This window comes from Streptomyces sp. NPDC001002, assembly GCF_053599215.1.
The window spans coordinates 26,333-38,679 of record NZ_JBSFLV010000088.1; the positions used below are offsets into that span (position 1 = coordinate 26,333).

Here is a 12,347-nt window from a genome sequence, read left to right on the forward strand (position 1 = left end):
GCCGGTGTTCCTACTTGCCCGACTGCAGCGCCCGGCGGATCGGGCGGACCACCACCCGGCGGGCCCGGCGGTACACGGACGGTGCCGCGACCGCCTTCGCCGCCGGCTTGGCCGCGCCGCGGGCCAGCTCCCGCTTCAACTGGGCGTTGTCCAGCGACAGTTCGGCGATACGGCTCTGCAGCCAGCCGAACCGGGAGGTCAGCGAGGAGATGTCCGTGTCGTTCCAGGGGCGGATGCCGGCCGGGAAGGACAGCTCCTTCATACGGGCGTCGTGGGCCGCGCCGCCGTCGCCGTGCGTGAAGGTGTTCTCCAGGCCGTTGCGGTCCAGGAACCCGGTGAACCGCTCGAAGCGCTCCTGGTGGTTGCCGACCAGGCCGCTGAAGTCGGCCTCCGCGTACAGCGCGGCCGGGTCGGCGGCCTCGGGATTCTCGCGCAGCTTGTCGATCCGGCGGTGCGGGATCTCGAAGTAGCGGCACAGCTCCAGCGTCCGCGAGTCGCTGCACAGCACCGTGGCGGGCGTCCCCGCGAGCAGCGCCGCGATGTTGCCGTGGATGCGGGAGCCGAAGGAGAAGTCGTAGCCGCGCAGGTCGTCGATCCAGGTGACCGGGTCGATGTAGACGCGGGCCTTGTCCTCCCGGTACATCGGGTGGTCCGGGTGGGTCGGCATCGCGGTCACCGCCGCGTTCGGGTGGGAGAGGTCCCGCCAGTGCAGCTGCTGCGCGTCGCTGAGGTTCTGGCCGATGAAGGTCAGGTGCGGATAGCGGGCGTGCGCGCGGGCGATGACCTTGTCCAGGCCCTGCTTCTGCACCGCGCTGTGCGAGCCGTTCACCGCGATGCGGGACGCGGTGGTGAGCTCCGGCGCCCCCTTCTGCACGGTCAGTTCCTTGCCGTACAGGAAGAGCGAGGGGCAGCCGATCAGTTCGACGTCCTGGTAGCCCAGGTCGCGCAGGTACTTCTCGGTGAACTCGCCGCGCACCCCGATGGAGGCGCTGCGGTCGAGGACGGCGGAGACGAAGGCGCGCACCGACTCCTCCATCGGCTTCAGCCGCGCCGCGTTGTAGTTCAGGCCCGCCTGCGCGCCGATGCCCAGCACCACGACCGGGATCTTCAGCCGGGATATCAGCCGGGTCAGGCGCTGCAGCTGGGGCTCGAAGGAGGGCCGGAACGCGTTGGCGAGGGGCACGACGAAGGCGTCGTACTCCTCGTTGATCCGGTCGGCCGCCGCGATGTCGGTCCTGATCCCGTTCGAGACGACCTCGGTGTCCGGGGTCTGCAGGATCTTGTGGGAGGCGTCGCTGAAGATCAGGTTGCCCGAGTTTGTGGCGAAGACGTCTTGGTGGAGGGCCTGTTCGACCGGCACGACGTCGTACGGGCTCTTGCCCGACCTGAGGAGTATGCGCTTCACGCGGCGAACTGTAGGGGGCACGGAGTTCACCTTATGTTTGTGTTGCCTTTAATTTCTATAAGCAACCAGTGCAACCTTTTTGCCGTGAGCGGGGCGTGAGGATGCCGTTACGCGACGGTGTCCGGGGACTGGAACGGCCGCGCGCCGGGAAGCCCCGTTCGCGTAGATTGCCGGGCGGTGCAGCCCGAGCAGGCGAGGGAACGGAAGACCAAGGTGGCAGGGGCAAGGCAGGCCGTGGCGCAAGCCCGCAGGATCGTCGTCAAAGTCGGCTCCTCGTCGCTGACCACCGCGGCGGGCGGCCTCGACGCCGACCGGGTGGACGCGCTCGTCGACGTCCTCGCCAAGTGCCGCGGGGGAGGGGAGCGGGAGGTCGTCCTCGTCTCCTCCGGGGCCATCGCCGCCGGGCTCGCCCCGCTGGGCCTGCGCCGCCGCCCCCGGGATCTGGCCCGCCAGCAGGCCGCCGCCAGCGTCGGCCAAGGCCTCCTGGTCGCCCGTTACACCGCCTCCTTCGCCCGCTACGGCGTCCGCGTCGGACAGGTCCTGCTCACCAGCGACGACATGAGCCGCCGCGCCCACCACCGCAACGCCTCCCGCACCCTCGACAAACTGCTCGCGATGGGCGCGCTCCCTGTCGTCAACGAGAACGACACCGTCGCCACCGACGAGATCCGCTTCGGCGACAACGACCGCCTCGCCGCCCTCGTCGCCCACCTCGTCCACGCCGACCTCCTGGTCCTGCTCTCCGACGTCGACGGCGTCTACGACGGCGACCCGAGCAAGCCGGGCACCTCGCGGATAGCGGAGGTACGCCGGCCCGAGGACCTCGCGCACGTCGAGATCGGCAGCTCCGGCAAGGCGGGCGTCGGCACCGGCGGCATGGTCACCAAGGTCGAGGCGGCCCGGATCGCCGCCGCCGCGGGCATCCCCGTGGTGCTGACCAGCGCGGTGCACGCGGCCGAGGCGCTGTCCGGCGGCGACACCGGCACGTACTTCCACGCCACCGGCAAGCGCTCCGCCGACCGCCTGCTCTGGCTCCAGCACGCCTCCACCCCGCAGGGCTCGATCACCCTGGACGACGGCGCGGTCCGGGCGGTCGTGGAGCGGCGCACCTCGCTGCTGCCGGCCGGGATCGCCTCAGTCGAGGGCGAGTTCAGCGCCGGGGACCCGGTCGAGCTGCGCGACTCCACCGGGCGCGCGGTGGCCCGGGGGCTCGTCAACTTCGACGCCAAGGAGATCCCCCAGCTGATCGGGCGCTCCACGCGGGAGCTCGCCCGCGAGCTGGGTGCCGCGTACGAGCGCGAGGTCGTACACAGGGACGACCTCGTCGTCCTGCACCCGTAATTGGGCCGAAACGTCCGTCCCCCGGTGGTGGACGTTCCGCAAAAGTGCCACGCGGCGGCCCCCGGCCTGCTCAACTTTGTCCCAGGGACACAATCCGCGCGAGCAGCGCTCGACCTTTCGTGAAGGAGGCCGTCGTGAGACGAGTGCGCCCCGGGGCCGCCTCCCGCGCGACCGGCGAGGAGCGGGCCCTGACCAGCGTCGCGGCCGGCGAGCGGTACCAGGAGCCGGCGGACCTGCCCCGCCTGTGGCACATCACCCTCAGCGTCTCCGGCGACGAGACCCCGCTCACCGAGGTGCGCCGGGGCCTGGAGCAGCTCGCGCACGACCACCCCTTCCTGCTGACCAGCCGCTACGCCAACGACCACGCGGAGATCCGCTACTGGGAGGAGGCGCGCGACCTGCACGACGCGGCCGCCGTCGCGCTGCGCCTGTGGGGCGAGCACCGCCAGACCGCCAAGCTGCCGCCCTGGGAGATCGTCGGTCTGGAGGTCATCGACCGCCAGACCTACCACCAGCGCCTCGCCGAGGGATACGGTCCACCGCCCGCCAGCCCGGTGGGGGTTCACCCCTTTTGAGCCCGTCTCGGGGTATGGGATACGCGCTGGACGCACCCGTCCGGAGCATTACGCTGCGGGCATGACCACGCTTTCGCCGTACGACTCCATGTCCCCGGTCACCCGGGCCGCCTACCGCGCCAAGTCCGCCGCCGCCGACCTCGCCCCGCTGCCGCGCGCGGACAAGGACGACGCGCTGCTCGCCGTCGCGGACGCGCTGGAGGTCCGCACGAGCGAGATCGTCGAGGCCAACGCCAAGGACATCGCCAAGGCCCGCGCGGCCGGCACCAGCGAGACGGTCATCGACCGGCTGACGCTCACGCCCGAGCGCGTACGGGCCATCGCCTCCGACGTACGGGACGTCGTCGCGCTGCCCGACCCGGTCGGCGAGGTCGTCCGCGGCTCGACCCTCCCGAACGGCATCGACCTGCGCCAGGTCCGCGTGCCCCTCGGCGTGGTCGGCATCATCTACGAGGCCCGCCCGAACGTGACGGTCGACGCCGCCGCCCTCTGCCTGAAGTCCGGCAACGCGGTCCTGCTGCGCGGCTCGGCCTCCGCCTACGAGTCGAACACCGCCCTCGTCCGGGTGCTGCGGGACGCCGTCGGCGGCGCAGGCCTGCCCGCCGACGCCGTGCAGCTGGTGCCCGGCGAGAGCCGCGAGAGCGTGCGCGAGCTGATGCGCGCCCGCGGCCTGGTCGACGTCCTCATCCCGCGCGGCGGCGCCTCCCTGATCCAGACCGTCGTCACCGAGTCCACGGTCCCCGTGATCGAGACCGGCGTCGGCAACTGCCACGTCTACGTCGACGCCCACGCCGACCTCGACATGGCCGTCGACATCCTGATCAACTCCAAGGCCCAGCGGCCCAGCGTCTGCAACGCCGCCGAGACCCTCCTGGTCCACCAGGACATCGCCGCCGAATTCCTGCCGCGGGCCCTGGACGCCCTCGCCGAGGCCGGGGTCACCGTGCACGCCGACCCGCGGGTGCTGGCGTACGCGAAGGACTCCGAGGCGACCGTCGTCGAGGCCACCCCGGAGGACTGGGACACCGAGTACCTCTCCTACGACATCGCCGCCGCCGTGGTCGACTCCCTGGACAAGGCCGTCGAGCACATCCGGCTGTGGAGCTCCGGGCACACCGAGGCGATCGTCACCACCTCGCAGCAGGCCGCCCGCCGCTTCACCCAGTTGGTCGACTCCACCACGGTCGCCGTGAACGCTTCCACGCGCTTCACCGACGGCGGCCAGTTCGGCTTCGGCGCGGAGATCGGCATCTCCACCCAGAAGCTGCACGCCCGGGGCCCCATGGGCCTGCCGGAGCTGACCAGCACCAAGTACATCGTCACCGGCGACGGCCACATCCGCCGCTGAGCAGGTCATCGGCCGGCCGCCGACCGGGCGTCTCAGCAGGCGGATGAATTTCCATACCGTCTGCCCAAATTGACCCCCCAGGTCTACTCTGGAGAGGTGCCGGAGGACGTGGGGGGCACGCCGTTCCCTGACGGCTGGGAGCCCGACGACGACCACGACCGCGGAATGTCGGACGAAGAGTTCGCATCCGTGGTCTTCGACGAGGCCTTCGTACGAGCGGCCGTGGTGCACGAGCCGACCGCCGTCGAACGCCTCCTGGCCGCTGCCCAGGCCAGAGCGGAGGCCTCCGAGGCCGAGGCCCGCCGGGCGCACGGCACGGGTGAGCACTACGAGGACGGGTACGGCGGACGCACCGGTTTCGGCCAAGATCCCGAGCTCGACGACCTGGACGACACCGACGACCCCCAGGGCTGGGAGCGTCGCTACGGCGCCCCGGGGACGTACGGGAAACAGGTCCGCTGGCACCGTCCCGTCGCCTGGATGCTCGCCCTCGTGATGGGGATCGGCATGGTCGCGCTGGCCTTCTCGGCGGTCTACCGGGGAGCCTCCTCGGGCGGCAGCCGCGACCGGGTGCCGGCGCCCGCCTCGACCGGTCTGGAGCAGGGCAGCGCACCGCCGCCGTCCGCCTCCGCCGACTACTCCCAGCCACCTGTCTCGGTCATCCCGCGCACGCCCTGACCGGCCCCCGGCCGTAGGTGTGCGGTCCTGGTGAGAACCTGTCAGAAGTTGTCGCACATCAGGGCGTTTACCTGAGCCTCCTGAGACCTACCCTGAAGATATGGGCGGGCCTGGAAACCCACCTGAGGGGACTCCCGAGGGCGGCCCCGGAGGTGGCGAGGACGAGTACCGATCCGTCGTCTTCGACGAGTCGTTCGTCCGCGCTGCCCGTCTCCAGGAGTTCTCCGCGCAGGAGCGCATCGCCGACCACGCGCCCGCCGTCCGCCGCCGCCCGCCGCTGCGCCGGGGCCTGTCCCGGCAGGCGCTGGTCCTGGTCCTGCTGATCGCCGTGGCCTTCGGCACCGCGATCTACATGGGCGTACGGCATCCCTACCAGTCACCCGCGACCGCGCAGCCCGTCGAGCCCCTGCGGATGACCGTCATCCCGCTCGCCCCGCAGACCGAGGTCCCCGGGGCGGCCGATCCCGAGACGCTGTACGCGCACAGCCCCGCCGCGCAGTACCTGGTCGGTGCCGAGGGCATACCGCTGCCCGCCTCGCGGCGCACCGCGCACTTCTCGGACAGCCAGGTCGTCACCGCGCTGACCACGGCCAAGGACTATCTCGTACGGTCCTCGCTCTACCCCGACGTGCTCAGCGGGCAGGACGTGCGTCCGGTACGGGTCATTCTCGACGGCGCCCAACTCGACCAGTTCGACCAGAGTTTCGAGCACCCGGCGGCGGACGGGCGGCACGCGCCCACCGGATGGCTGGTTCGCTTCGACGCGCGCGAGGCGCAGCTCGCCGACCAGAAGATCCGGGTCCAGGGCACGCTCCAGGCCGCCGAGACGGACTCCTCCACCCTTGAGGTCACCGCCGACCACACCTTCGTGTACGCGCTCCGCCCGGCCGGCGCCGACGCCAAGACCCCGGCCTCGCTCTTCACCGTCCGGCGCGAGCTGCAGTTCCGCTTCGACCGCGACGACCTGCGCCTGCACCAGGCCCAGCTGGTCGTCTCCTACGTCCAGGCGGGACCGCTGTCCTGCACCGACGACTCGACCAACCACCTCCACCCGCTGCTGGCCGGCGAGACGGCAAAGACGGGCGGCCCAGCAGGCACGAACCCGTACGCGACGGGCAGCGCGACGGCGCTGTGCGGAACGCTGGCGACGAGCGCCCAGCCGAGGGTGTAGCGGGCGGTCGAGGGTGTCGAGCGCGGCTCAAGGCATGGCGGAGCCGCCGAAGCAGGGCGGGGCACGCTCCGCCGGGCCGGTGGTCCGGCGAACGGGCTGGGCCCGGACGTCTTCGTCGGCAGGCGGCCCGGCGCGCGACGGCTGTCGCTTGCGACGGCGCGTTCGGGCGTGGCGGACCCGCGCCACGCCCTCCCGGCCGGACCTTCGGGCCGAGGCCGAGCGGGCCCAGGACTCCTGGGTCCGGCCCGGCCCGGCCGAGTGTCGCGCCGTCCGGTCAGTCGCCGTCCCGCGGCTGGGTGTCCGTCGGGGGCTCGTCCGCGGGCGGGGTGCCGTTGGACGGCTCGTCCGGGGTGCCGTTTCCGCTCGGGGCGGAGGAGCCGAAGCCGCCGAAGCCGCGGCGGACTCGGCCGCCCAGGTCGCCGGCGCCGCCCGCGATGTCGCTGACGAGCTTCATCAGGGGGTCCTTGGAGCTCTTGACGTTGGTCGCGTAGCTCGCGGCGGACTCGCGGAAGGAGTCGGTGACCGAGGTGTTCTTGTCCTCGTCGCGGCGCGGGTAGTGCCCGTCCATCAGCCGCTGGAAGTCACGGGACTCGGCCCACTTCTTCAGCTCGGCCGCGCGGACCGTGGTGAAGGGGTGGGTGCGCGGCAGCACGTTCAGGATCTTCAGCACCGAGTCGCGCAGGTCGCCGCCTGCCTCGTACTCCTCGGCCTGCTTGAGGAAGGCGTCCACGTTCATCTCGTGCAGGTGGTTGCCGCCCGCGATCTTCATCAGGCCGCGCATCGACGCCGTCACGTCCTGGCCGACCAGCAGGCCCGCCCGGTCCGCCGACAGCTCCGACTTGCGGAACCACTCGCGCAGCGCGGTCACGATCGCCATGATCGCCACGTTGCCCAGCGGGATCCAGGCGACCCGGAGCGCGAGGTTGGTCAGGAACAGCAGGATCGTGCGGTACACCGAGTGACCGGACAGCGCGTGGCCCACCTCGTGGCCGACGACCGCCCGCATCTCCTCCTCGTCGAGCAGCTCGACCAGGCCGGTGGTGACGACGATGATCGGCTCGTCCAGGCCGATGCACATCGCGTTGGGCTGCGGGTCCTGGCTGACGTACATCGGCGGGACCTTCTCCAGGTCCAGGATGTAACACGCGTCCCGCAGCATGTCGTTGAGATGGGCGAACTGCTGGTCCGACACCCGTACGGAGTCGGACAGGAACAGCAGCCTGAGACTGCGCTCGGGCAGCAGCCCGCTGAGCGCCTTGAAGACCGTGTCGAAACCGCTGAGCTTGCGCAGCGCCACCAGGGCGGAGCGGTCGGCCGGGTGCTCGTACGCCCGTGAGGAGATACCCGGGAAACGCCTGCGCTGCCTGCTCGGCACGTTCTCGTGTCCGTTGTGCTCGTGGCTGTCGTCGGACATGTCTTCCCCCAGCTGCCTGTGAGTGGCCCTTTGCTGACCCTTGTGCGGTCCTTTGCGCCCCCGAAGCCGGTCCCAGCCTAGGCGGAGTTACGGTGGACGGGCACTACACCGAAGGAGTCCCCGCATGCCGCACAACCCCCCGGCCGCCTGGCTCACCGAAGCCGCGAGCGCGGCCGAGCAGCAAGGCGCCGGGAATCTGCTCCGGGTCGTACTGATCGTGATGATGCTGGGCTGTGTGCTGACCGCGTGGTTCCTGCTGCGTGGCTACAAGCGGAAAGACGACTGAGAGCGGTCCGGAGTTCCCCCGCGCCGTCCCCGGAGTTCGTCAACGGTCCCTCCCGGGTTCCCCAACGGCGGAGTCGGCGTGATCGCCGCGCGGCCGCCCGCTTACCATGGGCCCGACATCTCTGTCCGCCCACACCGGATTGGTCCTGCCGAAGATGAGCTTCCACAGCACCGCAGCCCAGTTGGCCACCCTCGCAGCCGAGGGCGAGGAGCACGGCGGCAACCACGAGAGCCTCAGCCCGTACGTGACCGGCGGCGGCGCCTTCGTCATCCTGATGCTCCTGCTGTGGATCACCACCCGCTTCAACCGTGACCGCTGAGCGGCCGGACGGGGTTCTCAGGCCGGGCCGGTAGGGTCTGCACGCATGGGAGAGCAGGACATGCCTACCGGTCCCGGCAACGCGCCGTCGAACCCCGGCAAGCGCCGTCTCGGCGTCATGGGCGGAACGTTCGATCCGATCCACCACGGGCACCTCGTGGCGGCCAGTGAGGTCGTCGCGCAGTTCGCCCTGGACGAGGTGGTGTTCGTCCCGACCGGACAGCCGTGGCAGAAGACCCACCGCGACGTCTCCCCGGCCGAGGACCGCTATCTGATGACGGTCATCGCGACCGCGGAGAACCCCCAGTTCTCGGTGAGCCGCATCGACATCGACCGCGGCGGCCCGACCTACACCGTGGACACCCTGCGCGACCTGCGCGCGCTCAACCCGGACGCGGACCTCTTCTTCATCACCGGCGCCGACGCCCTGGGCCAGATCCTCACCTGGCGCGACTCGGAGGAGCTGTTCTCCCTCGCGCACTTCATCGGCTGCACCCGGCCGGGCCATCAACTGACCGACCGCGGACTCCCCGAGGGTGGTGTCTCTCTCGTGGAGGTTCCGGCACTCGCCATCTCCTCGACGGACTGCCGTGCGAGAGTCGCCAAGGGAGACCCCATCTGGTACATGGTGCCGGACGGAGTCGTGCGCTACATCGACAAGCGCGAGCTGTACGGCGGCGAGTGAGCCGAGAGGGGCACCGGTGAACGACTCATACGACCCGGGGTACGGGGGCGACCAGTACGAACTCGTCGGCTACGACGAGTTCGGGCAGCCCGTGTACCGCCAGGTCCCGCCGCAACAGCAGGCTCCGCAGCAGCAGCCGTACGACCCGTACGCGCAGCAGCAGGGCTACGGCTACGACCCGTACGCGACGGGCCAGCAAGGTCAGCAGACCCAGCAGGGCCAGCCGGACCAGACGGGCCGGCAGCCCGCCACGCCGTCCTACGACCCGTACGGCACCGGCCAGCAACCCGTGACGCCGTCCTACGACACCTACGGCGGCGGCGCCTCCTACGACGCCTACGGCAGGGCCGCGGCCGGCGCCCAGCAGCAGCCGCGGGCCGCCGAGCAGACCGCCTACATCCCGCAGCAGGCCGGGCCGCCGGAGACGGACGAGGAGACCGAGGGTCCCGCGCGGGCCGACCGGGACTACCGCACCGAGCAGTTCGCGTTCGTGGAGGAGCCCGACGGCAACTCCGAGGACGTCATCGACTGGCTCAACTTCACCGAGAACCGCACCGAGCGCCGCGAGGAGGCCAAGCGCCGCGCCCACAGCCGGCTCGTCGCCCTGGTCGTGGTCCTCGCCCTGGTCGTGGCCGGCGGGGTCGGCTACCTCTGGTACGCCGGGAAGCTGCCGGGGCTGTCCGACTCGGGCGACTCGAAGACCGGTACGGCGACGTCGGTGGCCGCCCAGAAGCGGGACGTCATCGTCGTACACCTGCACAACACCAAGAAGGGCGGCACCTCCACGGCGCTGCTCGTCGACAACACCACCACCAAGCAGGGCACCACCGTCCTGCTGCCCAACTCGCTGTCCGTGACGGACGACGACGGCAACTCGACCACGCTCGCCAAGTCCGTGGACGGCGACGGCTCCTCCGGTACCCGGGACGCGCTCGACACGGTCCTGGGCACCGACATCGAGGGCACCTGGCGGCTGGACACCCCTTATCTGCAGAACCTCGTCGACCTGGTCGGCAACATCGACGTCGACACCAATGCCGACGTCCCCGACCCGGCGGCCACCAAGAAGGGCACCGCGCCGCTCGTCAGCAAGGGCAAGGACCAGACGCTCACCGGCGCCATGGCCGTCGCCTACGCCACCTACAAGGGTTCGGGCGAGGCGCAGAACGCGCAGCTGGAGCGGTTCGGGCAGGTCATGCAGGGCGTGCTGCGCAAGGTGTCCTCGGACGCGGGGGCCGCGACGACCACCGTGCAGACGCTGGCGCAGATCCTCGACCCCTCGCTCACCGACAAGGACCTCGGCACCTTCCTCGCCAAGCTCTCCGACCTCGCCAAGAGCGGCGACTACAAGACCGCGCTGCTGCCCGTCCAGAACGACGGCACGCTGAGCGCGCAGACCAGCGCCAGCGTCGTCAAGGACGTCCTCGGCGGCACCGCCAAGAGCCCCGACCAGGGGTCCGCGGTGCGGGTGTCCGTGCAGAACGCCAGCGGCGTCAAGGGCAACACCGAGAAGGCCCGGGTCGTCCTCCTCAACGGCGGCTTCACCTTCCTGGAGGGCGGCACCCCGGACACCACCCAGGCCGCCACCAAGGTCGTCTACGCCGACGCCGCCGACAAGGACAACGCCACCGAGGTCGCCAAGACCCTCGGCCTGGCCGCCTCCGCAGTCAGCAAGGGCGACGCCTCCGCGAGCGCGGACGTCACGGTGATCCTCGGCCAGGACTACAAGCCGACGTCCGCCGACGGGACGTAAGAGAGGTAGCACCGGGCGTGGTGCCCCGCGTGATCCAACAATCACGTGGGGTACCCCCGGCGGTCCGTGAGACCCTTGGGGTCAAGTGCCCGCCGACCGAAAGCCACGTAGTGACCGCCACGGACCGCTCCATCGAGCTCATCACCACCGCCGCTCAGGCGGCCGCCGACAAGCTCGCGCACGACATCATCGCCTACGACGTCAGCGACGTGCTGTCGATCACGGACGCCTTCCTGCTCGCCTCCGCGCCCAACGACCGCCAGGTCAAGTCGATCGTCGACGAGATCGAGGAGCGGCTCAACAAGGAGCTCGGCGCCAAGCCGGTGCGCCGCGAGGGAGACCGCGACGCCCGCTGGATCCTGCTCGACTACGTCGACATCGTCGTCCACGTCCAGCACAGCGAGGAGCGGGTCTTCTACGCCCTGGAGCGGCTGTGGAAGGACTGCCCCGAGCTGAAGCTGCCGGCCGACGCCGAGGCCACCCGCGGCAAGGCCGCCGAGCACGCCAAGGTGCGCGCCGCCGAGGAGGCGGCCGACCAGGGCGGTGACTGGTGATGAGCGCCACAGGTGAGGTCACCGCGGGCCGTCCCGGCCGGGGCCGCCGCGTCATCCTGTGGCGGCACGGCCAGACCCTGTGGAACGTGGAGCGCCGCTTCCAGGGCACCACGGACGTCCCGCTCACCGAGACCGGCGTCGCCCAGGCCCGGCGTGCCGCCCGGCTGCTGGTCTCGCTGAAGCCGGACGCGATCGTCGCCTCGGACCTGCAGCGCGCCGCGAACACGGCGGCCGAACTCGCCGCGCTCACCAGCCTTGAGGTCGTCCACGACGAGGGGCTGCGCGAGACCTACGCGGGCGTCTGGCAGGGGCTGACGCACGAGGAGATCATCGCCCGCCACGGCGCCGAGTACACCGCGTGGAAGCGCGGTGAGCCGGTCCGCCGCGGCGGCGGCGAGCTGGAGACCGAGGTGGCCGAGCGGGCCGCCCCCGTGGTGCTGCGGCACGCCGAGAAGCTGCCCGACGACGGCACGCTCGTCGTGGTCAGCCACGGCGGCACGATCCGCACCACCATCGGCCGTCTGCTCGGCCTGGAGTCCCACCACTGGGAGAGCCTGGGCGGTCTCTCCAACTGCTGCTGGTCCGTCCTCGGCGAGGGCGCCCGCGGCTGGCGGCTGATGGAGCACAACGCCGGCACCCTGCCGGAACCGGTGCTCGGCGACGACGACTGAGGCCCTGGTGGCCTGCCTGCCACCGGATTTCACTTTCCGGCAGCTCGCAGGCTAAAGTTCTTCTTGTTCGCCCCGCCGGTCGGGGAGGACGCGAGGGGCTATAGCTCAGTTGGTAGAGCGCCTGCATGGCATGCAGGAGGTCAGGAGT

At 71.1% G+C, this 12,347-nt stretch carries 13 protein-coding genes; 11 read left to right on the forward strand and 2 right to left on the reverse strand.

The window, feature by feature from the left end; all coding sequences use genetic code 11:
- Positions 1-10: 10 nt before the first annotated feature.
- Positions 11-1,405, reverse strand: a complete 1,395-nt coding sequence (locus ACWDR3_RS31975) for a polysaccharide pyruvyl transferase family protein (protein ID WP_450356062.1) — start codon at positions 1,403-1,405, stop codon at positions 11-13.
- Between the two features lie 234 nt (positions 1,406-1,639).
- Here ACWDR3_RS31975 and proB point away from each other — a divergent pair, with 234 nt between their 5' ends.
- The 5 genes from proB (at position 1,640) to ACWDR3_RS32000 (ending at position 6,518) form a co-directional block, all read left to right on the forward strand.
- Positions 1,640-2,746: a glutamate 5-kinase gene (gene proB, locus ACWDR3_RS31980; RefSeq protein WP_450356071.1), complete on the forward strand. Its 1,107-nt coding sequence runs from the start codon at positions 1,640-1,642 to the stop codon at positions 2,744-2,746.
- A 134-nt stretch (positions 2,747-2,880) separates the two neighbouring features.
- On the forward strand, positions 2,881-3,321 hold the full coding sequence (locus tag ACWDR3_RS31985; RefSeq protein ID WP_450356063.1) for a hypothetical protein: 441 nt from the start codon (positions 2,881-2,883) through the stop codon (positions 3,319-3,321).
- Positions 3,322-3,382: 61 nt separating this feature from the next.
- Positions 3,383-4,669, forward strand: a complete 1,287-nt coding sequence (locus tag ACWDR3_RS31990) for a glutamate-5-semialdehyde dehydrogenase (protein WP_450356064.1) — start codon at positions 3,383-3,385, stop codon at positions 4,667-4,669.
- A 96-nt stretch (positions 4,670-4,765) separates the two neighbouring features.
- Positions 4,766-5,347, forward strand: a complete 582-nt coding sequence (locus tag ACWDR3_RS31995; protein ID WP_450356065.1) for an SCO2584 family spore wall biosynthesis protein — start codon at positions 4,766-4,768, stop codon at positions 5,345-5,347.
- A 100-nt stretch (positions 5,348-5,447) separates the two neighbouring features.
- Positions 5,448-6,518: an SCO2583 family membrane protein gene (locus ACWDR3_RS32000; RefSeq protein ID WP_450356066.1), complete on the forward strand. Its 1,071-nt coding sequence runs from the start codon at positions 5,448-5,450 to the stop codon at positions 6,516-6,518.
- Positions 6,519-6,792: 274 nt separating this feature from the next.
- Here the strand turns inward: ACWDR3_RS32000 and ACWDR3_RS32005 are convergent, their stop codons facing one another.
- A complete protein-coding gene (locus tag ACWDR3_RS32005; protein WP_450356067.1) occupies positions 6,793-7,932 on the reverse strand; it encodes a M48 family metallopeptidase in 1,140 nt (379 codons plus the stop codon).
- 124 nt (positions 7,933-8,056) lie between these two features.
- Between ACWDR3_RS32005 and ACWDR3_RS32010 the strand changes: the two genes are divergently transcribed.
- The 6 genes from ACWDR3_RS32010 (at position 8,057) to ACWDR3_RS32035 (ending at position 12,199) form a co-directional block, all read left to right on the forward strand.
- Complete coding sequence (locus ACWDR3_RS32010; RefSeq protein WP_450356068.1) at positions 8,057-8,218, forward strand: hypothetical protein; 162 nt, start codon at positions 8,057-8,059, stop codon at positions 8,216-8,218.
- Between the two features lie 154 nt (positions 8,219-8,372).
- Positions 8,373-8,537 (forward strand): hypothetical protein, encoded by a 165-nt coding sequence (locus ACWDR3_RS32015; protein ID WP_402349069.1) that lies wholly within the window; start codon positions 8,373-8,375, stop codon positions 8,535-8,537.
- Positions 8,538-8,582: 45 nt separating this feature from the next.
- Entirely contained in the window at positions 8,583-9,221 is a 639-nt protein-coding gene (gene nadD, locus ACWDR3_RS32020; RefSeq protein ID WP_280876627.1) for a nicotinate-nucleotide adenylyltransferase, read from the forward strand.
- Between the two features lie 16 nt (positions 9,222-9,237).
- Complete coding sequence (locus ACWDR3_RS32025; protein ID WP_450356069.1) at positions 9,238-10,974, forward strand: LCP family protein; 1,737 nt, start codon at positions 9,238-9,240, stop codon at positions 10,972-10,974.
- Positions 10,975-11,084: 110 nt separating this feature from the next.
- Entirely contained in the window at positions 11,085-11,528 is a 444-nt protein-coding gene (gene rsfS, locus ACWDR3_RS32030) for a ribosome silencing factor (RefSeq protein WP_402349060.1), read from the forward strand.
- On the forward strand, positions 11,528-12,199 hold the full coding sequence (locus tag ACWDR3_RS32035) for a histidine phosphatase family protein (protein WP_450356070.1): 672 nt from the start codon (positions 11,528-11,530) through the stop codon (positions 12,197-12,199). Before rsfS ends, ACWDR3_RS32035 begins: the two co-directional genes overlap by 1 nt.
- Positions 12,200-12,347: the final 148 nt, after the last annotated feature.